The organism is Nonomuraea sp. B208 (assembly GCF_057536035.1).
Genome location: NZ_BAAJOU010000027.1, coordinates 575030 through 597973, shown reverse-complemented (window position 1 = coordinate 597973; position 22944 = coordinate 575030). Strand labels below are relative to the sequence as shown.

The following is a 22944-nucleotide window of genomic DNA, read 5'->3' as shown; positions in this document are numbered from 1 at the left end:
GTTTTCACCATATGACCAGCCCCGTGCTGCCGTCACACGGCCGGGCACGCCCCCTCGGGCTCGCGCAGGTCACGCTCACCGGCGGGTTCTGGGGCGACCGGCAGGCCGTGAACGCCACGGCGACGCTCGCCCACTGCGAAGCGTGGATGGAGCGCCTCGGCTGGCTGGCCAACTTCGACCGGGTCGCCGACGGGACCACCGGGCCCGACCGTCCCGGCTGGTCGTTCTCCGACTCCGAGGTCTACAAGCTGCTGGAGGCCCTGTCCTGGGAGAGCGCGAGGACCGGCGACCCGGGGACGGAGGCGGCGATCAAGCGGCTCACCGCCCGCGTCGCCCGCGCCCAGGACCCGGACGGGTACCTCAACACCTGCTTCGGCCACGGCGACCAGCCGCCGCGCTACAGCGACCTGGAGATGGGCCACGAGCTGTACAACACCGGGCACCTGCTCCAGGCCGCCGTCGCCCGGCTGCGCACCCACGGCGAGGACGACCTGGTACGGGTCGCGCGGCGGGCCGCCGACCACGTGTGCCGCGCCTTCGGCCCCGGCGGCATCGACGGGATCTGCGGCCATCCGGAGATCGAGGTCGGCCTGGCCGAGTTCGGCCGCGCCCTGGGAGAGGAGCGCTACGTCGAGCAGGCCCGCCTGTTCCTCGACCGGCGCGGTCACGGCAGGCTGCGGGACATCCCGCTGGGGCGGGCGTACTTCCAGGACGACGTCCCGATCAGGCAGGCCGACGTGTGGCGCGGCCACGCCGTCCGCGCGCTCTACCTCGCCGCCGCGGCGGTCGACGTCGCGGTCGAGCGCGGCGACGACGAGCTGCTGCGCGCCGTGGAACGCCAGTGGGAACGCTCGGTCGCCCGCCGCACCTACATCACCGGCGGCATGGGCTCGCGCCACCAGGACGAGGGCTTCGGCGAGGACTGGGAGCTGCCTCCCGACCGGGCCTACTGCGAGACCTGCGCCGGGGTCGCCTCCGTCATGGTCTCCTGGCGGCTGCACCTCGCCACCGGCGACGTGCGCTACACCGACCTCATCGAGCGCACCCTCTACAACGTCATCGCGGCCTCCCCGAGCGACGACGGCCGGGCCTTCTTCTACGCCAACCCCCTCCACCAGCGGGTCCCCGGCAGGCCGGCCGATCCCGACGAGGTGAGCCCGCGCGCGGAGGGGGGTGCGCGGGCCGCCTGGTTCGACGTCTCCTGCTGCCCGACGAACGTCGCCCGCACCCTGGCCAGCCTGCACGCCTACCTGGCCACCAGCGACGACGACGGCCTGCGGATCCACCAGTACGCGCCCTGCCGGATCCGCGCCGAGCTGCCGGACGGGCGGCCGGTGTCCGTGGACGTCGAGACCGCCTACCCCGACAGCGGGACCGTCCGCGTCAGGATCGCGGCCGACGCCGGCGCGCCCTGGACGCTCACCCTGCGCGTCCCCGCCTGGGCCGCGGGGGCCACGCTGACCGAGGGCGGCCGGACCCGCCCTGCCGAGCCCGGCCTGGTGAGCGTGCGGCGGGCCTTCCGCGCCGGCGACGAGATCGTCCTCGACCTGCCCATGGAGCCCCGCTTCAGCTGGCCCGACCCGCGCATCGACGCCGTACGGGGGTGCGTGGCGGTCGAACGCGGGCCCGAGGTGCTGTGCCTGGAGTCCCGCGACCTGCCCGATCCCGGCGGGCTCGACTCCCTGGTCGTCGATCCCCGCGCCGTCCCCCGGGCCGTTCCCGGTGGCGCGGTGGTCCGTGGCCGGATGCTCGACCTCGTCGGCGGGGCCTGGCCCTATCCCCCGGATCCGGCCGGGGCCGCACCCGGCGAGTGGTTCGACGTGCGGCTCGCGCCCTACCACGGGTGGGCGCGGCGCGGGCCGTCGAGCATGCGTCTCTTCCTGCCCGTCTCCTCTGCTCAGCCCCCAACACAAGGAGAGTGACGTTCATGTCCCGCATCCGAGTGCTCGCCTTAGCCCTGGTCACCACGGCCGCCACCGTGGTGACCGGAGCACCCCCGGCCGCGGCGGCCGGGGCGACGCTGACCGTCAACGTCGCCCAGCCCTTCCGCCCGGTCACCCACGCCGCCTCCGGCGGCCTGTACGGCCTGGCGGAGAACTCCCGCCCCGCCGACTCCACCCTGCTGCCGATCAAGGTCAACTCGCTCACCCAGCCCGCCCCCGGCGTCGGCCAGCGGCCCAACGGCCAGCCGCCGGGCGGCGACTCGCTGCTGATCGCCCCGCAGGCCGACCGCGTCGGCGCCGGCCAGTACATCCGCATGCCCGACATCTACCCCGACTTCCCCTACCGGTGGGTGAGCTGGGACGACTGGCTGGCCAAGGTCGACACCATGGTCAGGGCCCGGCTCGCGGCCACCACCGTCACGAACGTCCTGGCCTGGGAGCTCTGGAACGAGCCCGACTACACCTGGAACACCGCCGCCGCCGGCAACTTCAACGACGGCTGGGTCCGTACGCACCGGGCGGTCCGGGCCCTCGACCCGCTCACGCCGATCGTCGGCCCCAGCACGGCGACGTACAGCCGGTCGTGGATGCAGGCGTTCCTGACCCGCGCCCGCGACACCGGCACGCTGCCCGACATCATCTGCTGGCACGAGCTGAGCAACCCCGGCAGGATCGCCGCCGACATCGCCGACTACCGCAACCTGGAAGCCTCGCTCGGCATCAGCCCGCGCCGCATCTCCATCAACGAGTACGCCGCCCCCGCAGAGGTGGACGTCCCCGGCCGGATCGCCAGCTACGTGGCCAAACTCGAACGCGGCGGCGTCGAGTCCGCGCACCGCGCCTTCTGGTACGAGTACGGCACCATGAACGGCCTGGTCGTGAACAACAACCAGCCGACCGGCACGTGGTGGCTCTACAAGTGGTACGGCGACATGGCAGGCTCCATGGTCACCACGACCACCAGCTCGACCTCCCTGGACGGCTTCGCCGCCTACGACCCCACCCGCAAGATCGTCAACGTGGTGTTCGGTGACGAGGCGGGCACCAACACGGTCAACCTGACCGGCCTCGGCGCGCTGGGCTCCAGCGTCCGCGTCACGCTCCTGTCCACCCCGTCCAGCGGCCGCTTCACCGCCGTGACCGCCCCCACGACCGTCTCCACCACCACCCGTACGGTCAGCAACGGCCAGCTCAGCGTCTCCGTGCCGAACATGGTCGCCACCAGCGCCTACCAGCTCGTCGTCGAGCCCGCCACCGGCGTGCCGGCCTACCAGCAGCGCTACGAGGCCGAGAACGCCTCGGTCTTCCGCGCCCAGCGGCTGACCTCCTCCAGCGCGTCGGGCGGCGGCTACGTCGGCCGCATCGACAACTCCGGCACCCCGCGCACCGACAGCTACGTCGACTTCGTCGTCAACGTGCCGGCCGCCCGCGCGTACACGATGACCATCGGCTACGCCAACGCCACCGGCGCCACCGCCACCCAGGGCCTCGCCTACAACGGCGGCGCCTGGACCACCGTCAGCTACCCGCCGACCGCCGCGTGGGGCCAGTTCGGCGCCACGGTCAGCACCACGGTGAACCTGCGGGCGGGCTACAACGTGATCCGGCTGGCGAAGGGGTCGCCGCACTTCGCGGGCGGCACCGGCTACGCCGAACTGGACTACATCCACCTCACCTGATTCGAAGGGACCCCGGCTTCATGACCGCCTCAGGCCCGGAGTTCTCCCTGTGGGAGATCCCGTTCAGCTACCACGGATCGTGGTTCGGCTTCTCGCCCGTGGTGGCGGAAGGGACCTATGCGGAGGAGGTGCATCTGGTCTCGCACCAGACCGGCATGCACGCGGTCATGAAGCTGGTCCCCGAGACCGCCGCCACGATCACGGCCGCCCCCCACCGGCTCACCTGGCACGACGGCCTGATCGACCTCGCCTACGAGAGCGTGGACACGGTGCGGGTGCGCGGCCGCGGCGCCGGGCTGCGCGTGCTGGCCGCGGACCCGGTCCTGACGCCGTTCAGCGGCCCGTACTTCTACCAGGACCCCGTGGACGGCTCGTACGTCTTCACCCTCTACCAGACCGGCCGCCGCTACCGGATCACCCTGCTCGGCGGGCGGGCCGAGCCCCTGGGCGCGCAGGTGCTCGGCGCCGCCGAGCGGGGCATCCGCCTGAGCGGCGAGTGGGAGATCGCCATCGAGGAGTACGAGACCGCCCGCGCCCCCTACACCGCCAAGGACCCCTTCGACCAGGTGGTCAAGGCGGCACGGGCGGAGTTCGAGGCGTTCGCGCAGGCGGTCGCGCCGTGGCGCGGCGAGCGGACGCCCGCCGCCGAACTGGCCGCCTACGTGCTGTGGTCGGCCACCGTGCGCCCGGCCGGGTTCGTCACCCGCCCGGCGGTGCTGATGTCGAAGCACTGGATGGACAAGGTGTGGAGCTGGGACCACTGCTTCAACGCCATCGCCGTCGCCGGGGGCCTGCCCGGCCTGGCCTGGGACCAGTACCGCCTCCCCTTCGACCACCAGGACGCCTCCGGCGCGCTCCCCGACTCCGTCACCCACTCCGAGATCCTCTACAACTTCGTCAAACCGCCCATCCACGGCTGGGCCCTGCGGCACCTCCCCGATGCGGCGCCGGACGTCTACCCGCTGCTGGAACGCTGGACCACCTTCTGGCTCACCGCCCGCCGCGTCCCCGGTCACGAGCTGCCGCACTACCAGCACGGCAACGACAGCGGCTGGGACAACGCCACCACCTTCGACCCCGAACGCGTCGTGCAGAGCGCCGACCTGGCCGCCTTCCTCATCCTCCAGCTGCGCGAGCTGGCCCGCCTGGCCCCCGGCCCCGACGCCGCCGCCCGGTGGAGCGCGCAGGCCGACCGGGTACGCGACGCGCTGCTCGCCGAGCTGTGGGACGGCGAACGGTTCGTCGCCCGTGGCGTGCTGTCGGGACGTACCTGGTCCAGCTCCAGCCTGCTCGACCTCATGCCGATCGTGCTGGGAGAGGAGCTGCCGCGTCCCGTCCGCGCGGCGCTGGCCGCCGGGATCGAGCGGCACCTGACCGCGTACGGGCTCGCGACCGAGCTGCCGGACTCACCGCACTACCTGGACGACGGCTACTGGCGCGGCCCCATCTGGGCGCCCTCGACCGTGCTGATCGAGGACGGGCTGCGCCGCGCCGGCTATCCGGACCTGGCCGACGAGATCAGCGCCCGCTTCCGCGCGCTGTGCGAGCGGTCGGGGTTCGCCGAGAACTTCGACGCCCGCACCGGCCAGGGCCTGCGCGACCGCGCCTACACCTGGACGGCCGCCGCCTACCTCCACCTGGCCGCCGCTCACGAGCGGCGGACGAGGCCCTGAACCTGCCCGTCGTGCACGTCGCTCACCCACTCCCAGCCGGGCCTGGCCGACGGGCCGATCCGCGGGTCGCTCACGGGCTTGCCGTCGCGCAGGGCCTCCACGTACGCCCGATCCAGGTCGATCTGCGCGCGCAGCCGTCCGGCGTCGCCGGCGGAGCCGTGACCCGGGACGAAGACCTCGACGTCGCCCGCCACCCCGTCGAACAGCCGCAGCGCGTCGAGGTAGTCCCCGATCGGGTCGGCGGCGTCCAGGTCCAGCATCGGGACCAGGACGTCGGAGAGCATGTCACCGGCGACGAGAACCCCGCGTTCCTCGACGAGCAGCGCCGCGTGCCCCTTGGCGTGCGCCTGGTGCTCGATGATCCGGACCTCGGGGCCGTCCCAGGGAACCCGCGTGGCTCCGGCGGGCAGAGCGGTGAGGAGGCCGAACAGCTCCAGCGGCGTCTCCCCGGCGATCTCCGGCGGTAGCGCCTCGGCGAGGCGGTCCCGCCAGTCCGCGTCCGCCCGCAGCTCGCGCAGCTCGGCCGCGCAGCGGGCGGTGCCGTAGCGGGGCGCGTCGCCGAGCTCGGCGTGCCAGAGCGCGTGATCCCAGTCGGGGTGCGTCGCGAACCCCGCCACGACGGGCAGGCCCCGCCGGCGAAGCTCGCCCGCGAGGGCGGCCATCTCGTCGCCGGTGATCCCGGGGTCGATGAGCAGCACGCCGGCCGGGCCCTGCACGACGACGGCGTTGTTCTGGAGCAACGGGCTCTGGTGGACCAGCACACCCTCCGCGACCTGCTTCAGCACGTGCCTGCCTCCTTCGTGTCCTGGACGGCGTAACGACGCATCGTGACGCCGCGCTCGAACGATCGGTGCTCGATCAGGTCGAGCTCGATCGGGATGTCGTAGTCGTCGAACAGCGGCCTGCCGAAGCCGAGGATCGACGGGTGGGTCCAGAGCAGCAGCTCGTCGAGCAGCCCCGCCCGGAGCAGCTGTGTGGCGAGCGTCGCGCCGCCGACGCTGATGGTGCCGTCGGTCCCGGCCCGCAGGGCGGCCAGCTGGTCGATCGCGTCGTCGCCGCCGATGATCCGGGTGCCGTGGGCGGCGCTGCGGCGGGTGCGGGAGACGAGGATCTTGGGCTTGGCGGTCCAGAGCTCGCCGTACTCACGCATGTAGTCCGGCAGCGACGCGTCCTCGGGCGCCCGCGGCCAGTATTCCTCCATCGTCTCGTAGTAGACCCGGCCGTGGACCATGAGGGCGAGCTCCCGCGTCCGCGCGTTGGCCTCGCGGTGCATCTCCTCGCCGAGGCGCAGCCACTCGCCCGCGCCGTTGTCCCCGGGCACCTGCTCGATCCGCAGGTCGAGGGACACGTTCATCGAATAGACGAAGCGGCCCATCATCTCCTCTTCCCAAGTGATTGCACTTTGCAAGTACTATAGGTGGAGTGAAATGGCTGTCAAGGAGGGAATCGTGGAACCACGGTCCGGGTGTCCGATCAACGCCGCCGTCGAGGTGCTGGGTGATCGCTGGTCGATGCTCGTGCTGCGCGATGTCATCTTCGGCGACCGCCGCCACTTCCGGGCGCTGCTCACCGGGTCGGTCGAGGGCATCGCCTCGAACATCCTGGCCGACCGGCTCGTACGGCTCGTCGAGGCGGGACTCCTCACCCGCGGCACCGCCGCTCGGGGGCAGCGCGCCCGCTACAGCCTCACCGAGGCCGGCATCCAGACCCTCCCGATCATCTACGCCCTCGGCAACTGGGGCCTCGACTGGCGGCCGGGCAGCGAGGAGCTCCGCAGCCGGCAGCGGCTCATGCGCGAGGAGGGCCCGGCCTTCATCGAGGAGCTGATGGACGAGCTCCGCGTCCGCCACCTCGACGCCCCGCCGAAACCGCACGACGGCCCGGGCCCGTTCGACCGCCTCGCCGCCGCCCACGCCGCCGCCGCCGAGCAGGAACACCCCGATCGGCGACGACCTGACCCTCCCGGCTAGCCGTCCGCCGGAGCCGGCTGCTGAACGAGCTGGGCGTGTACGAGCTGCGCCAGATGGTCGATGCCCTGGGCGCCGATGACCTCCAGGGCCGGGATGGCGCAGCCGAACCGGCGCCGGATCGTGGCCGCCACCTCCGTGGCCATCAGGGAGTCGAGGCCGAGCTGGGCCAGCGGGCGGTCGAGCTGAAGCCGGTCCGGCGTGGTGTGCAGGATGCCGGCGACCAGCTCGGCGATGGCCGCCGACACGAGCCCCCGCCTCTCCTGCGGGCTCTCCAGGGCGATGAGGTCGTGGAGGGGGGCGTTCGGCCCGTCCTGGTCGCGGGCGAGCGCGGGCAGCACCTCGGCCAGTCGCGGCACGCGCACGGCCGGCAGGCGGTCGGCGATCGCCTCCGGCGTCACGCGGGCGGCCGTGGTCACCTCCGCGCCCCGCGCCAGCGCGGCTTCGAGGGCGTCGAGCGCCTCGTCCGGGGTGAGCGGCGGCAGCAGCCGCGACAGGAAGCCCATCAGCTCCGGGTGCCGTGCCAGGTAGCCGGTCCCGCCGACGGCGCCCAGCCCCAGGGCGAGCGCCGGGAGCCCGTCCCGGCGGCGGGACCGGGCCAGGGCCTCCAGGCAGGCGTTGGCGGCCACGTAGTTGCTCTGGGCGGCGTTGCCGATGACGGTGGCGAGTGAGGACAGCAGGACGAAGAAGCCCAGCTCGCGGTCACGGGTGAGCTGGTCGAGCACGTACGCGCCGGTCATCTTGGCGTCCAGCGCCGTGTGGAAGCGTTCGGGGGTCAGCTCGCTGAGCGGGGCGTCGTCCAGGACCATCGCCGCGTGGATGACGCCGCGCAGCGGGCGGTCCGTGCGATCGATGCTGCCGAGCACGGCACGCAGCGCGGCCGGATCGGTCACGTCCGCGGCGTACGGGGTGGCGGTCGCGCCCTTGTCCTGGACGGCGCGTATGGTCGTCGCCGCTTCCGGCGCGTCCGGGCCGGCGCGGCTGACCAGGGCGAGGTGGCGCGCGCCGCGCTCGGCCAGGCGTACGGCGGCGGCCGCGCCGAGCCCGCCGAGCCCGCCGGTGACGAGGTAGGTCCCCTCGGGATCGAGCGTCACGGGCCGCCGCCGCTGCTCGACGGGGAACGGCTGGTCGAAGGAGATCACCACCTTGCCGATGTGGCGGGAGTGCTGCAGAAGCCGGAACGCCTCGCTCACCCGCGCGGCCGGGTAGACCCGGTTGGCGATGGGGCGGTAGTCGCCCCGGTGCACGAGACGGGTCACCCTGGTCACCTGGTCGGCCCACAGCTCCGGTTCGAGGAGGGGGCCGAGGTCCAGGTTGAGCGCGTACAGGCTCAGACTGTCGCGGAACGGGTGCAGCGACACCGACCGGTCGCCGTACAGGTCGAGCTTGCCCAGCTCGACGAAACGCCCGCCTCTGCGCAGCAGCTCCAGCCCGCGCGGGATGGCCTCGCCGGCCAGCGAGTTGAGCACGACGTCCACGCCGCCGCCGGTCAGGGCGCGGACGTGGTCGGCGAACCCGGGGTTGCGCGAGTCCACCACATGCGTGACGCCGAGCAGACGCAGCAGGTCGCGTTTCTCGGGGCTGCCCGCCGTGGCGACGGCCCGCGCCCCGATGTGGGCGGCGTGCTGGAGGGCGGCCAGCCCCACCCCGCCGGCGGCGCCGTGGACCAGCAGCGTCTCCCCCGGCCGGAGGCGGGCCAGATGGTCGAGCGCGTAGTGCACGCTCAGGCAGGCGATGGACAGGGTGGCCGCGTCGGTGAAGCTCATGCCGGCCGGCATGAGCCCGGCCAGCCCTTCGCGGGCCACGACGTGCGAGGCGAGCGACCCGCCGGTGGCGACGAACACGCCGTCGCCGATCCCGAACTTCGTGACGCGCGGGCCCGTCGCGGTCACCACCCCGGCGCATTCGATGCCGAGGTGCGGGCCCAGGTAGGTGTCCTGCACCGCCTCCTCCGGCAGCAGCCCGCGGGCCCAGAGCACGTCGCGGTAGTTCAGGGCCGCGGCGCGCACCGCCACGACGATCTCGTGGGGGCCCGGCTCGGGCGGCGGGCCGGTCTGCTCCCAGGCGAGCCGGTAGCCGGGCCCCTGGTCGTCCAGCCGCAGCCGGAACGGCTCCCCCGCGACGACGTCATGGGGACGGGTGACGGGCCGGGCCGTACGGACCCGCGGCACGAACCGGCCGCCCCTGGTCAGCACGATCTCGTCCTCGGCGGACGGTTCGAGCAGTTCCAGGATCAGGCGGTGCGCGTCCGTACGGGGTGATGCGCCCCGTTCCAGGGAGATGCGCCTGATCTCCAGGTCCGGTCGTTCGTTGGCGAGCGAGCGCGTCAGGCCCCACACGGCGGCGGCGGGTGGCGTACAGGGCTTTTCCGGAGCCGGGTGCAGGCCGGTCGGCGGCGTGACGACCCAGAGGCGGACGGTGAGCCTCGCCGGCAGGCGGTCGCGAGCGGCGGCCAGGGCCCGCAGGACCTGCGCGCGCCGCCCGGTGAGCCCGGCGACCGCCCCCGGCTCGCCTGCGGGTTCGTCGTCCAGCAGCAGCACGAGGTCGGCGGCGCTGTCGCCGTCGCCGACAGCCGCCGGCCAGCCGGACACACCGGCCACGGTCGCGTCCAGCACGGTGGCGCGCAGCGACGACGCGATCTCGCGGGCGAGCTCGTCGTCGGCGCCCCGCTCGGGCACCACGATCCACGCGGTGCCGGTGCCCGGGACCGGCTCCGTGTTCGCCTCGGGCAGGGCCGGTGTCTCGGCGCGGCCGAGCAGGACGGACGCCTCGGCCCCGGAGCCGAGCCGGGCCACGTCGCCGAAACCGCACTCCCCCAGCACCGCCGCCCACCGCGCGGCCGGGAGCAACGGGCTCTCCGCTCTGAGGTCGACGTCGGTGAAGGACCACCAGCGTTCGAGCAGCCCGAACACGGCGACCAGCCGGTCGCTGTCATGCTGCTCCACCACGAGAAGCCGGCCGCCGGGCACCAGCAGGTCGCGGGCCCTGCGGACGGCGGCGCGCACGTCCGGCGCCGCGTGCAGGGCGCCGTCCGCCACCACCACGTCGTAGAACTCGCCGCCGAACCCCTGCTCGGCGGGCTCTCGCGCCAGGTCGAGCAGGCGGTACTGAACGAAGTCGTACGGCGCGAGACGTGCCGCGGCCCGCCGGAGGAACGGCTCGGAGGGGTCGGTGAACACGTACTCGGTCAGCTGGCGGGGCAGGACGGGCAGGAGCGCGGCCGTCATCCCCGCCGTGCCGCCGCCGAGCTCCAGAACGCGCAGCGGACGGTCCTCGGGCCAGGCGCGCACGATCTCCTCCAGCGCGGCCCGGGCGAGCCGCGAGTCGCAGCGCCGGCCCGGCGACGCGTCGAGCAGATGCTCCACGGTGTGCCCGCCGCCCTCCGGGAAGATCAGCTCCTCCGGGTCGAGCCGGCCGGTCAGCACCTGATCGAGGTGATGGCCGCAGCGCCCGCGCAGGATCAGCTCCGCCGAGTGGCCGGGGCAGGCGCGCAGGAGCTTCTGGAACAGCGCCTCGGGCGCCGGCTCGGCGGCCGGCCGCCACCGGGCGTCAGGGCGGTCGTGGCCGGCCGGCTCGTGATCGCGGATGAGCAGGCCGCGCGCTTCGGCGATCGAGGCGAGCGCCGCCACGAGCCGCGCGTGCCGCGGCAGCACCCCCGCGCCGAGCAGCGCGGGCACGTCGAAGACGTCGGCGCCGGGCAGCAGGCGGGCGAAGGCCCGCGCGACGAAGTGCGCGGTGAGGTGGGCGAACTGCGTCCCGGCGTCGTCGCCATCGCCGGCGCGGGCGTTGTCGCCGCCGCCGGCGCGGGCGGTGTCGCCGCCGTCCGGGCGGCAGGACGCGGGCCACGCGACGGGCCCTGCGCCGGAGCGGGACGCCGGCCGCAGCTCCGTCAGGTGCTCGACCACCGGCGTCCTGGCCGTCGTCGGCAGCCGCCGCACCCGGCAGCCCTCGATGAGCACGGCCACCTCGCCGGTGTCGTCGCAGATCCTGACGTCGAACTCGGCCTCGTGCTCGGACACGTACGTGAGCTCGGTGTGGGCGAACCCCCACGGCGGCGGATTGCGCCAGCACCGCACCGCACGCACCGACACCGGCAGATATCCGTGACCGCTGCCGATGAGCAGCGGGATCACCGTGTGCAACGCCCCGTCGAGCAGCGTGGGATGGGCCTCGTAGCCGCTCTGCGACACGTTGAGCACGTAGGACGCGAGCGCCTCTCGCGCACTCGTCCACAGCTCACGCAGCACCTTGAAGCTCGGACCGTACGTGAAGCCCACGCCGGTCAGCTCCGCGTAGCAGGTGTCGTGGTCGCGATGCCGCGTGGCCCTGGCCCTCGCGCCCTTGAGGTCCACCCGCCCGGGGGCCTCGCCGTGCAGCCGCCGCACCCTGCCGCGCGCGTGCATCCGCCACTCGCCCTCCTGCCCGGACCGGCTCGCGATCCGGAACAGGCCGTCCTCGTCGGACAGCGTGACCTGCGTCTGCCTGACGGGGTCGGCGGCCGACAGGGTCATCGCGGAGGGGAACCGCAGGGCCAGCACCTCGACGGGGCCGCCCAGCGCCCGGCGACCGGCGGCCAGGGCCATCTCGATGTACGCCGCCCCCGGCATGATCACCGTGCCGTCGATCTCGTGGTCGGGCAGCCACGGGAGGCGTTCGGGTTCGAGCCGCCCCTGCCAGGCCGGTTCCATGAGCGGCGCCCGCTCGCCGAGCAGCGGATGGTCCAGGGGGCGCGCCCACACCTGCGGGCCGCCGTGCCACTGGCGCTCCCGTTGCCAGGGGTAGGCGGGCAACTCGGCGACGCGGCCAGGGCAGGGGAAGATCCGCGCCCAGTCCAGCGCGTCACCGGCGGCCAGCGCGGCCACGGCGCCCTCCACCAGGGCAGCCCCGTCGCCGTCCCGCCGCAGGGTGGCCAGCGCCGTGACACCCATCCTGGTCAGGTACGTGGCCAGGACCGGATGCGGCCCGATCTCGACGAACAGCTCACAACCACGCTCCTTCAGCCGCTCGACCGCCTGGGCGAACAGCACGGGACGGCGTACGTTGTGCCACCAGTAATCGGCGTCGAGCCCTTCCCGCGGCTCCCGCCCCGTCACCGTGGACACGAACGGCACGTCGGCGGCCCCGGCGCGCAGCCCGTCGAGCCCCACGCGGACGGCCTTCTCGGCCCCGTCCATGGCCGCGCTGTGGAAGGCGTGGTCGAGGTCCAGCGGCCGGAAGAACACGCCGCGGGAGGCGAGCTCGTCGCCCAGGGCGGCCAGCGCCTCGGGATCCCCGGCGACGGTCACGTCACGGCCGCTGTTGACCGCGGCCAGCTCAAGACGCCCCGCGTAGCGGGCCAGCACGTCCGCGGCCTCGTCCGGGGCGAGGCCCGCCGCCGCCATCCGGCCGAGCCCGGCGGTGGGGGCCTGGGCGCGGCTGCGTACGGCGACCACGCGCGCGGCCTGCCCCAGATCCAGGATCCCGGCCGCGTACGCCGCCGCGATCTCCCCGACACTGTGCCCGGCCACCGCGTGCGGGCGCACGCCCCAGTCCCGCATCAGCTCCAGCAGGCCGACCTGGACGGCGAACAACGCCGGCTGGGCCACCTCGGTGAGCGCGAGCCGCGACCGCCGCGCGGGCGCGGCCAGCTCCTCGGCCACCGACCAGCCGAGCCACGGCGCAAGGGCGGCGTCGGCGGCGTGCACCGCGGCCCGGAAGACGGGCTCGCTCCGCAGCAGGTCGGCGCCCATGCCGGTCCACTGCGAGCCGTTGCCGGAGAAGACGAACGCCACCCGTCCCGAGGCCCCGCCGATCGCGCCACCGGCGGCGTCGCCCGCGGCGAGCCGCGTGAGCCGGTCGGCGGCCTCGGCGGCCGAGCCCGCGACGACCGCCGCCCTGAGCTCCCGGTGGCCGCGCCGCCGGCACGAGGTGTAGCTGAGGTCGTAGAACTCCTCGCCGGAGGCCGTCGACAGCCGGGCCGCGAGCCGGCGCGCCGACTCGGCCAGCGCGGCCTCGTTCCGCGCCGACACCATCACGGGCAGCCGGCGGCGCGGCCGCGCGGCGGGCCCCGGCGGGACGGCGGGCGGGGCGGCGAGCACGGCGTGCGCGTTGGCGCCGCCGAAGCCGAAGGAGTTCACCCCGGCGACCCTGCGCCCGCCCGGCTGCTCCACCGGCCGCGGCTCGGTGACGGGAAGCAGCCGTAACCCGGCGAAGTCGATGCGCGGGTTGGGCGGGTCGCCGTGCAGCGAGGCCGGGATCCGCCCGTGGCGGAGCACGAGCACGGCCTTCAGGAGGCCGGCGACGCCCGCGGCCGCCTCCAGATGGCCGACGTTGGTCTTGATCGAGCCGATCGGCAGCGGCCGGCTGCGACGGCGTCCCAAGGCCCTGCCGATCGCCTCGCACTCGACGGGGTCGCCCGCCGGGGTGCCGGTGCCGTGCGCCTCGAAGTAGACCAGCTCGTCGGCCGCGACCCCGGCCTCACGGTAGACCTCGCGCAGCAGCCGCTCCTGGGCGTACGGGCTGGGCAGGCTCAGACCCGGAGTGCGGCCGTCGGCGTTGGCGCCGGTGCCCAGCACCACCGCGTGCACCCGGTCGCCGTCGGCCTGGGCGTCGGCCAGGGACTTCAGCACCAGGAAGCCGCCGCCCTCGGAGCGGACGTAGCCGTCGGCCTCCGCCGAGAAGGCGTGGCAGCGGCCCCGGGGCGACAGCATCGACGCCTTGGCGAAACCGACGAACGGGTAGGGGCTGATGAGGATGTTGACGCCGCCGGCGAGCGCGATCCGCCGCCCTCCGCCGGCGACGTACTGGACGGCCTGGTGGAGGGCCATGAGCGCGGAGGAGCAGGCGGTGTCGACGGTCATGCTCGGGCCGTGCAGGTCCAGGGCGTGCGAGACGCGGTTGGCGATGTTGCCCGCCGAGGTGCCGGCGTTGGTGTAGGCGTTGATGCCGGTGGGGTCGCTCACCTGCATGATCTCGTAGTCGTGGGTGGAGGCTCCCACGTACACGCCGGTGGCGGAGCCGGCCAGGACGGCCGGGTCCAACCCGGCGTCGTCGAACGCCTCCACGGCCAGCTCCAGCATCAGCCGCTGCTGCGGGTCCATGGCGGCGGCCTCGCGAGGCGAGATCCCGAAATAGCCGGTGTCGAAACCCGCGACGTCGTCCAGGAACCCGCCCGCGGCCGTGTAGGTCTTGCCCGGGCTGGCCGGGTCGGCGGCGACGAACCGCCCGGGCTCGAAACGGTCCGGCGGCACCTGCGTGACCAGGTCCCGGCCCGCCGAGAGCGCCGCCCACAGGCCGTCGAGGTCGCTGATGCCGCCGGGCAGCCGGCAGCCGATCCCGACGATGGCGACAGGGGTCATGGAGAGCCTCCGATCTCGTCGCGCACGAGCGCCGCGAGTCCGTGCTGAAGGGTGATCCGGGCCCGGAAGCCGAGCTCGGCCGCGGCCCGGCCGGTGGTGCACGTCCAGGAGGGGCAGCGCAGCTCCCGGGCCTTGTCCCTGTTGAGTATCGGTACGGTCCCGCGGACCCTGCCGACGACCTCCGCGCCGGCCGCCGCCAGGTCGACCAGCGGGCCGGGCATCGGGATGACGAGCGGCGGGCGGCGGCCCAGCGCCCGGGCGAGCGCCAGGCAGATGTCCTCGGCGCTGTGCTCGACGCCGTCGCACACGGTGTAGACGCCGGCCGTGGGATCGTCCCGCCGTACGGTCCGGCCCCGTTCGGCCGCGGCCAGCAGCGCCGTGCACAGGTCGCCGACGTGGATGAGGCAGAACCGTTTCGGCCCGAGGCCGCCCTTGAGCATCACCCCGCGCCGCGCCATGGGCAGCAGCGACGGCAGGAACTCGGTGTCGCCGGGCCCGTACACGACGGGCGGACGGACGATCACCACCGGCAGCCGCCCGGCCACGCGACGGGCGGCCGTCTCGGCCGCCAGCTTGCTCAAGCCGTAGTACGAGACAGGCGGGCTCACGGCCAGTGAGGAGCACAGCACCAGGCGGGGCGGGTCCGGGCGCGCGGTCAGCGCCGACAGCAGCCGCCCGGTCCCCTCCGCGTTGACGCGGAAGTAGTCCGCCGGGGCGCGCGCCTTGACCAGGGCGGCCAGATGGATCACCCGGTCGGCGGCGGCGACCGCCTCGGGCAGCCCCGCACCGGTCTCCAGGTCGCCCTCGACGCAGTCGGCGCCCAGCCGGTCGAGCTCGTGCCGCCACCGTGGCGCGGACGAGACGCGTACGAGGGCCGTGACCGCGTGACCGTCGGCCCGCAGCCGCCGCACCAGACTCCTGCCGATGAAGCCGGTCGCCCCCGTGACCAGGAAACGTCTCACCGCGGCGGCTCGCAGCCGCGCCGGTAGATCCGGTAGGTCTTGGAGCGGCGGGCGCCGATGTAGCGGGCCACGCCGTTGGCGGCGTCGTTGTCCTCCAGGATCCAGGAGAACTCGACGCGGCGGATGCCGAGCTCGCGGGCGGCCCGCATGGCGCGCGCCCCGAGTTCGAGCACCACCCGGTCGTCGCGGTTCTCCGCCCGTACGCCGAGCAGGACCAGCCTGGCCGCGTCCAGGTGGCGCAGGGCGCGCGCGAACCGCAGCAGGCCGAGGGGCGTGAGCCGGCCTCGCGCGGCCCTGAACGCCGGGCCGGCGTCGGGGACGCCGATCAGCGCGCCCACCGTCTCGCCGTCGCGCTCCGCGATGAGCGTCAGCTCGGGCCGCAGGATCGGCTTCAACGTACGGACCAGGTGACGGAACTCCTTCTCCGTGGCGGGCACGAAGCCCCAGTTGCCCGCCCACACCTGGTTGAAGACCGCCCAGATCTGCGAGGCCGCGCTGTCGAGGTCGGCCAGCCGGAGCGGCCGGACCGTGTACGGGGAGCCTTCGGCGAGGGCGTCGGCCAGGGGCAGGAACTCGTCGGGCACCTGGTCCCAGGTGAGCTCCCACGCCCACAGGTCCTTGGCCTTGACGCAGCCGCACGCCTCCAGCAGCCGGGGGTAATAGGCGGGGTTGTACGGCATGAGCACCGCCGGAGCCCGGTCGAAGGAGTCCACGAGCAGGCCGCACTCGTGGTTCGTCGACAGGCTCACCGGGCCGAGCATGGTGCGCAGGCCGCGCTCGGCCAGCCAGCCGGCCGCGGCCTCGAACAGCGCGTGCGCGACCCCGGGGTCGTCCACGCACTCGAACATGCCGAAGAACCCCTCGTCCGCGCCGTGCAGCTCGTTGTGCCGGGGATTGCGGATGGCCGCGATGCGGCCGGCCACCCGCCCGCCGCGCCTGGCCAGGAAGAGCGCGGCCTCGGCGTAGTCGAAGAACGGGTTGCGCCGGGGATCGAGGAACGCGCGGCGCTCCCGGTCCAGAGGCGGGATCCACGGGTCCTCCGGCCGGTGGATCAGGTGCGGGAACCGGATGAAGGCGGTCAGGTCGGAACGTCGCCTCACCGGCTCGACGGTCACCGCCGTCGCCGTCACCGTCCGGCGCCCTGCGGCCCGATGACCCCCACGGCCGTGCCGGCCTCGGCGAAGGCCCCGATGATCCGGTCGAGCTGCGCGTCGGTGTGCGCCGCGGTCGCGCTGATGCGGATCAGCTCCCGGCCGTGCTGCACCGCGGGGTGGATCACCGCGCCGGTGAAGACCCCCGCGTCGAACAGCGCCCGCCACAGCCGCAGGCACGTCATGAAGTCGCCGACGTGCACCGGCACCACGGGCGTGGGCGCTGACCCGACCTCGTAGCCGAGACCCCGGAGACCGTCGCGCAGCCGGGCCGCGTTGTCCATCACGCGCCGGCGGCGTTCCGGCTCGGCCTCGACGAGTTCGAGCGCTTTGAGCGCCGCCGCGACCGAGGCCGGCGTCATGGACGCGGAGAACACCGCCGGGGAGGCCCAGTGGCGGATGTAGTCGATGACATCCGCCTCGCCGGCCAGCGCCCCGCCGAGCGAGGCCAGGCTCTTGGAGAAGGTGGTCATGACCAGGTCGACGCTGCTCTCCAGCCCCAGCAGCTCGGGTACGCCGCGGCCGTCCGCGCCGAGCACGCCCAGGTCGTGCGCGCAGTCGAGCATCAGGCGGGCGCCGTGCCGCCCGGCCAGCTCGGCGATCCTGGGCAGGTCGCACATGTCGCCGGCCATGGAGAAGACCCCTTCGGTGACGATGAGCACGCCGCTGCCGGCGGGGGTGTCGGCCAGGAGCCACTCCAGATGCTTGGTGTCGTTGTGCCGGAACACGCGCTCGACGGCTCCGCCCAGGCGTACGGCGTCGCGCAGGGAGGCGTGGTTGTCCTGGTCGGTCAGGACGACGTCGTCCTCGCCGAGGAGTGCCGACACCGCGAGGTTGGTCTGGAACCCGGTGGACAGGGCGACCGCGGCCTCGCGGTGCAGGAAGGCCGCCAGGCGTTCCTCCAGTTCGAGGTGCAGCGCGTAGGTGCCGTTCGCGAGGCGGGATCCCGAGCAGGAGGTGCCGTGTTCGGCGATCGCCTTGCGGGCCGCCTCCCGTACGCGTGGATCGGCGGAGAGCCCCAGGTAGTCGTTGGACGCCGCCATGATGACCGGCCGTCCGTGAATGCGCGCCTCACCGGGTGAGAGCATCGTCTCGACAGGCGGCGCGAACGGGTAGAGCCCGGCGGATTTGAAAATGCGGTGGGTTTCCCAGCTGCGACATTTGTCGAAGACGTCCGCCATGACTCGCACTATGACGGTCACCGGCTCGGCTGAACATGTCGTGCCAGTGAGACAAGAGTTTCCCGGTGCTCCTGCGGGCAGGTCGCCCCACTCACCGCGCCACATTCCCGAAATATCCCCATATAGCAGGTCGGACGGCCACGCAGGTGTGACCATCGCGGAAGTCATCGCCCCCGGCCCGGCCTGACTATCTTTATCCGCGTCGACGCCAATTCCCTTTACGGAGGCGCATGGGCACGCTCGCGATTGTCCATGACGCGGCCGTCGCCTTCGTCATCCTCGCGGCCTCACGCGCGGTGAAATTCGCCGGGCAGGCCACGGCGCGGCCCGCACTCGGCGACGGGCTGTGGGCCGCGGCGCTGGCGGCGGGGGCGGCGCTCGCGGAGCTGGCGGGCGGCCCTGCCGGCCGCGCCGTGGCCTCCGCCCCCGTGCTGGCCGTGGTGGTCACCGTATGGATCGGGGCCGCGATCTGGCGGGTGTTCACCGTCGAGGTCGGCCGGCTCGCCTTCGACGGCATGGCCCAGTCGCGGGCCTTCCGCGAGCCCGCCGAGGTGGACTGGGTACGCAACTGGACGATCGCCTTCTACCGCGACCACCCCGGCTTCGCCCTGCTGCCGCTGCTCGCGATCGGCTGGCTCGCGGTGCCGTACCTGCCGCTCCACGTGCAGGGAGCGGCCCGGATCGCCGTCGTGGCCGTACTGGTGGCCTGGCTGGCCATGACGTCCGCCCGTACCCGCGCGAGCTGCTGGCTCGGCTGCGCGCTGGCCGCCGCGCTCGCCCCCGCCGCCCCCACTCCCCCGCCGCAATGGTGGCACCTGGCCACCGTGCTCGCCCTCCTGCCGGTCGGCCGCCTGCTGCGCCGGCGCGGGCTGCTGCGCGGCTCGATCGCCGGCGACTGCCTGCTCCCGCGCCCCTGGCCCGCCCCGCCCCGCACCCGCTCTCCTGCCGTCACCGCCTGGCAGGCACGACCGCCCCGCCGATCGCCGTACGCCGGAGCCCTGCGAGGCCACGACGTGCTGCTGATCACCCTGGAGTCCGTCGGCCGCGACCACCTGGCCCGATTCACGCCGGACGGCGCCCGCACCCCCTTCCTGGACGCCCTGTACGCCCACGCCGTGGTCTCGCCCCGCCACGTCGCGCCCTCGCCGCTGACCACGAACGCGCACGTGCTCCTCGCCCACGGCCGCTACCGCGCCGACGGGGAGTCGCAGGTCCACCGGCTGAACGCGGCCGGCTACCGCACCGCGTACCTGACCTCGGCCCGCACCAGCTACTACGGGCTGAGCGACATCCTCGCCGGCGCCGGCTACCAGACCCTCGTCGACCGCTCCCGGCTGGGCGGTCACATCACCGACAGAGAACTCCCCGAGGCAGGCGCCGACGCCCTCCTCGCCGACCTGCCCGCCGGCCGGGCGCCGCTCTTCCTGCACGTGCACACCACCGACACCCACGTCCCCTACCGGGTCCGCGACCCCCGCTTCCGCCGCAGGGGCGACGGCCGGCGCGACCGGTTCCTCGACGCGCTGGAGGAGGCCGACGACAATCTCCGCCGCCTGCACGAGACCCTGATGGACCGAGGCGTGCTGCGCGACCCGCTGATCGTCGTCACCGCCGACCACGGCGAATCCTTCGGCCACCTCGGCTACCACTTCCACGCCACCGCCGTGACCGCCGAACAGACCCTCGTCCCCCTGGCCGTCGCCCACCCCGCCCTGCCGGCCGCGCAGATCTCCTGGTCGTCCCACCTTGACGTACTGCCGACCATCCTCGACCTCATCGGCGTCGCCGCCGCGCCGTCCCACGGCGAGTCCCTCTTCCACCACGACCGCCCGCAGCGCCTGGCCCTCTGGGTCGGCCACCCCATGAGGCGCAGCACCTCCTGCTACGGCCTGATCGACGGCGAGCGCAAGCTGATGATCGACCTGGTCACCGAGCGATGCTTCGCATCGGACTGGGAGGACCGCTCCCCCCGCCCCCTGCACGGCCCGGAACGACGCCACGCGGCCCAGTCGGCGACGACGGCACTGCGCCGGCTGGGCCTCGACTGACCTGGGCCCTCAGGTCGTGGTGGTGGGCTTGTCGAGACCGGTCAGCCTGGCCAGGGCCGCGAAGCCGTCATCGCTGCCCGGCCAGTGCCGCCGCACCGCCTGCACCCCTGCGCGGCGAACCACGGACCGCAGCACCGCGATGACGATGACGGCATCGTCGGCATAACCGAGCACCGGGATGAAGTCGGGCACCAGATCGATCGGAAAGGCCAGGTAAGCCAGCAACAACGCGAGCCGCACCCGCACCCCGCGCGGCAGCTCGGGATCGGCCGCCAACCGGCGCACCAGCCGCAGCACATCGGGCAACAGCCGCAGCGCCTCCCGCAACAACCCGCCGCGCGGCCGCACGACCGCCAGCACGCCGATCAGCGCCATCCAGGCGACCAGCAACGCGGCCGCGACCCCGATCAGCAGATCCCATCCCCATGACCCGGTCATGTCTGCCCGCTTCCCTGCGCCGCGAGGACGGATCGCTCCAAGGGAGCTGGAAATCCGCCCCGAAAATCCTTGCTTGAGCTGAACAGACGTTAGCGAACCCGGACCTGCTGGTCAGTGTCGGGGCGCTCGGCGGCTAAGGACTGCCGAGGCGGTGGGCCCGGTCGAGCAGGTATCGCCGTTCGACCTGGTTGCCGGTCAGCTCGGCCGCCTCGCGGTACAGTCGCGCCGCGCCGGCCGCGTCGCCGGTCAGCTGGAGCAGGTGGGCGCGGACCGCGCGTTCGCGTTGCCGGGTCAGCGGTTCCTGGTCCAGCCGGTGGCGGCGGTTGAGGTCGTCGAGCAGCGCCAGCCCCCGGCCCGGCCCGTACGCCTGCGCCACCGCCACCACCCGGCTCAGCCGCACCGGCGCGGTCGGGGTGAGCCGTTCCAGCCACACGTACAGCGCGGCGATCTGCGGCCAGTCCGTCCGGTCCGGCGTCGGGGCCGCGGCGTGCACGGCCGCGATGGCGGCCTGCAACTGGTACGGGCCCACCTCGCGCCGGCTCCAGACGCTGTCGAGCAGCTCGGTGCCTTCCCGGATCAGGCCGGGATCCCATTGCGTCCGGTCCTGCTCCTCCAGCGGCACCAGCTCGTCATCGCCGCCCGTACGGGCGCGGCGCCGTGACTCCGTCAGCAGCATCAGCGCGAGCAGACCGGTCACCTCGGGGTCGTCCGGCAGGGAGTCGCGGAGCATGCGGGTCAGCCGGATCGCCTCGCGGGTGAGGTCGACGCGGGCGAGCTCGTCGCCGGCGGAGGCCGTGTAGCCCTCGTTGAAGATCAGGTAGAGCACCTGCGTCACGGCGGCCAGCCGGCTGTCCCGGTCGGCGCCGGTCGGCGGGGTGAAACGGGCGCCGGCGCGGGCCAGCTGCTGCTTGGCGCGGCTGATCCGCGTGCCCATGGTGGGCTCGGTCGTGCCGAAGGCGTGCGCGATCTCGGCGGTGGTCAGGCCGCCGACCGCCCGCAGCGTGAGCGCCACCTGGGAGGTGGCGCTCAGCGCGGGGTGGCAGCAGAGCAGCAGCAGGGCGAGGCTGTCGTCGGTCTCCTGCGGCGGGTACGCCTGCCGGGCCGGCTCCCGCATGGCCAGCTCGGCGGCGCCGGCCTCGTGCTCGCGGCGGCGCCGGGCCTGCTCGGACCGGAGCAGATCGACCATCCGCCGGTAGCCGATCCGGATCAGCCAGCTGCGCGGGTTGTCCGGCACGCCATCGGCCGCCCAGGTCCGGCTCGCGGCCAGCAGCGCCTCCTGCACCGCGTCCTCGGCGACGTCGAAGTGACCGAAGCGACGCACGAGCGCGCCGAGCACCTGCGGCGCCTCCGTACGCAGCAGGTGCTCCACCTCGCCGGGACGGCCGGTCATGCCGCGAAGTCGCCGCCCATGATCGGACGGATCTCGATCGGCTCGCCCAGCACCTCGACGACCCGCGAGACGATCTCGACGGCGCGTTCCCTGCTGGCCACGTCGATCACGGCGAAGCTGGCCAGAACCTCCTTCAGCTCGGCGAACGGCCCGTCGGTCGCCACCACGCCGTCCGGGCCCTTGCGCACGGTGGTGCTGACCACCGGGTGGCCGAGGCCCTCGCTGCTGACGAACTCGCCGGTGGCGATCAGCTCCTGCTCGAACTTCTGGTACGCGGCGAACGCGGCCAGTGCCTCCTCGGAGGGGGTGTCGGCGGTCGCCGCGTCCCAGGCGGCGGCCGGGGTGTAGCTGAGCAACAGGTACTTCACGATGATCCTCTACTGGAGAGTGCTGAGGGAAAGGGTATGCCGGGTCAGGCGGAGCGGCGCAGGGACAGTGCGACGACGGTCGTCCAGGTGAAGGCGACCAGGCCGTTGACGGCGATCTGGATGCTCATGTGATCGGGCGACATGGGCAGCAGCAGGACGAGCCCGGCGGCGCCGCTCAGCACGGCAGGCAGCACGGCGCGGCGGCGGGCGTACCGGACGGTCAGCACGAGGGCGGCGACGGCCAGCGCGGTGAAGGAGACGGCGGCCGCGACCGAGTGCGCCACGCCGTGCCAGGACAGCTGGGCGGCCGGCCCGTCGGGGGTGCCGGCGGGGAAGCCGTTCTCCGGATCCATGGTGAACAGCCCCGCGCAGACCATCCCGGCGCCGAAGATCCCGACGAGGATCGGCAGCGCCCGGCGTCCGATCCCCTCGGTGAGGGTGCGCCTGACGCCCGCGGCCAGCGCCAGCCCGCCGAGACCCGCGAGCACGAACGTGGCGATCTGGATCCAGCCGAGGTCGCCGGTGGCGAGCTGGCTGATCGGGTGCCGGGTGAGGTCGAAGCCTTCGCGGGTGAGCATCTGAGCGACGGCCGAGGCGAAGAAGACCGGCCCGGCGAGGGCCCCGGCGAGCAGCAGGCGGCCGGACGCGGTGGGAGTGATGCGGACAGCGGGGATGGCGGTGGCCATGACGTCCTCCTTGAGAGTTCCTGCCGCTACCTCGTCACCGGGACCGGGACTTCGACATGGTGTCCCGTGTGAGCTAAGTCACATTCAATCGATGTCGAGGGCCGGGGTCCGCCTCCGAGGT

15 protein-coding genes are annotated in these 22944 nt (G+C 73.9%); 5 read left to right on the top strand and 10 right to left on the bottom strand.

The features are described from left to right. The first annotated feature begins 11 nt into the window (after positions 1–11). From AC27IY_RS34435 to AC27IY_RS34425, 3 genes are read left to right on the top strand one after another with little or no spacing between them, the layout of a single operon-like run. Positions 12–1922, top strand: coding sequence for a glycoside hydrolase family 127 protein (locus AC27IY_RS34435; RefSeq protein ID WP_487180530.1), 1911 nt, complete (start codon positions 12–14; stop codon positions 1920–1922). 5 nt (positions 1923–1927) lie between these two features. Beyond that, positions 1928–3622, top strand: a complete 1695-nt coding sequence (locus AC27IY_RS34430) for a hypothetical protein (RefSeq protein ID WP_423449286.1) — start codon at positions 1928–1930, stop codon at positions 3620–3622. A 20-nt stretch (positions 3623–3642) separates the two neighbouring features. After that, a complete protein-coding gene (locus AC27IY_RS34425; protein ID WP_487180529.1) occupies positions 3643–5295 on the top strand; it encodes an amylo-alpha-1,6-glucosidase in 1653 nt (550 codons plus the stop codon). Here the strand turns inward: AC27IY_RS34425 and AC27IY_RS34420 are convergent. Further along, on the bottom strand, positions 5271–6080 hold the full coding sequence (locus tag AC27IY_RS34420; RefSeq protein ID WP_487180528.1) for an MBL fold metallo-hydrolase: 810 nt from the start codon (positions 6078–6080) through the stop codon (positions 5271–5273). The two genes, AC27IY_RS34425 and AC27IY_RS34420, sit on opposite strands and share 25 nt — an antisense overlap. After that, positions 6074–6649: a dihydrofolate reductase family protein gene (locus tag AC27IY_RS34415; RefSeq protein ID WP_487180526.1), complete on the bottom strand. Its 576-nt coding sequence runs from the start codon at positions 6647–6649 to the stop codon at positions 6074–6076. The genes AC27IY_RS34420 and AC27IY_RS34415 overlap by 7 nt, the downstream gene beginning before the upstream one ends. Before the next feature lie 94 nt (positions 6650–6743). Here AC27IY_RS34415 and AC27IY_RS34410 point away from each other — a divergent pair, with 94 nt between their 5' ends. Then, positions 6744–7265: a winged helix-turn-helix transcriptional regulator gene (locus tag AC27IY_RS34410; RefSeq protein ID WP_423476187.1), complete on the top strand. Its 522-nt coding sequence runs from the start codon at positions 6744–6746 to the stop codon at positions 7263–7265. Here AC27IY_RS34410 and AC27IY_RS34405 read toward each other — a convergent pair. The 4 genes from AC27IY_RS34405 to AC27IY_RS34390 are packed head-to-tail and all read right to left on the bottom strand — an operon-like array spanning position 7262 to position 17893. Next, positions 7262–14599: an SDR family NAD(P)-dependent oxidoreductase gene (locus AC27IY_RS34405; RefSeq protein ID WP_487180525.1), complete on the bottom strand. Its 7338-nt coding sequence runs from the start codon at positions 14597–14599 to the stop codon at positions 7262–7264. The two genes, AC27IY_RS34410 and AC27IY_RS34405, sit on opposite strands and share 4 nt — an antisense overlap. Beyond that, positions 14596–15561 (bottom strand): NAD-dependent epimerase/dehydratase family protein, encoded by a 966-nt coding sequence (locus AC27IY_RS34400; protein WP_487180523.1) that lies wholly within the window; start codon positions 15559–15561, stop codon positions 14596–14598. The genes AC27IY_RS34405 and AC27IY_RS34400 overlap by 4 nt, the downstream gene beginning before the upstream one ends. After that, complete coding sequence (locus tag AC27IY_RS34395; RefSeq protein ID WP_487180521.1) at positions 15558–16661, bottom strand: GNAT family N-acetyltransferase; 1104 nt, start codon at positions 16659–16661, stop codon at positions 15558–15560. The genes AC27IY_RS34400 and AC27IY_RS34395 overlap by 4 nt, the downstream gene beginning before the upstream one ends. 26 nt (positions 16662–16687) lie before the next feature. Then, positions 16688–17893, bottom strand: coding sequence for an aminotransferase class I/II-fold pyridoxal phosphate-dependent enzyme (locus AC27IY_RS34390; protein ID WP_487180520.1), 1206 nt, complete (start codon positions 17891–17893; stop codon positions 16688–16690). A 230-nt stretch (positions 17894–18123) separates the two neighbouring features. Here AC27IY_RS34390 and AC27IY_RS34385 point away from each other — a divergent pair, with 230 nt between their 5' ends. Then, complete coding sequence (locus AC27IY_RS34385) at positions 18124–19941, top strand: sulfatase-like hydrolase/transferase (RefSeq protein WP_487180518.1); 1818 nt, start codon at positions 18124–18126, stop codon at positions 19939–19941. Positions 19942–19950: 9 nt separating this feature from the next. On the opposite strand, the gene AC27IY_RS34380 is transcribed toward AC27IY_RS34385, so the two are convergent. The 4 genes from AC27IY_RS34380 to AC27IY_RS34365 all read right to left on the bottom strand — a co-directional run bounded on the left by AC27IY_RS34380 (position 19951) and on the right by AC27IY_RS34365 (position 22823). Then, positions 19951–20379: a YkvA family protein gene (locus AC27IY_RS34380; RefSeq protein WP_487180517.1), complete on the bottom strand. Its 429-nt coding sequence runs from the start codon at positions 20377–20379 to the stop codon at positions 19951–19953. A 133-nt stretch (positions 20380–20512) separates the two neighbouring features. Next, positions 20513–21769 (bottom strand): RNA polymerase sigma factor, encoded by a 1257-nt coding sequence (locus tag AC27IY_RS34375; protein ID WP_487180516.1) that lies wholly within the window; start codon positions 21767–21769, stop codon positions 20513–20515. Then, complete coding sequence (locus tag AC27IY_RS34370; RefSeq protein WP_350774344.1) at positions 21766–22137, bottom strand: YciI family protein; 372 nt, start codon at positions 22135–22137, stop codon at positions 21766–21768. Before AC27IY_RS34370 ends, AC27IY_RS34375 begins: the two co-directional genes overlap by 4 nt. 44 nt (positions 22138–22181) lie before the next feature. Next, complete coding sequence (locus AC27IY_RS34365) at positions 22182–22823, bottom strand: DUF998 domain-containing protein (RefSeq protein WP_364447570.1); 642 nt, start codon at positions 22821–22823, stop codon at positions 22182–22184. Between the last annotated feature and the right edge of the window lie 121 nt (positions 22824–22944).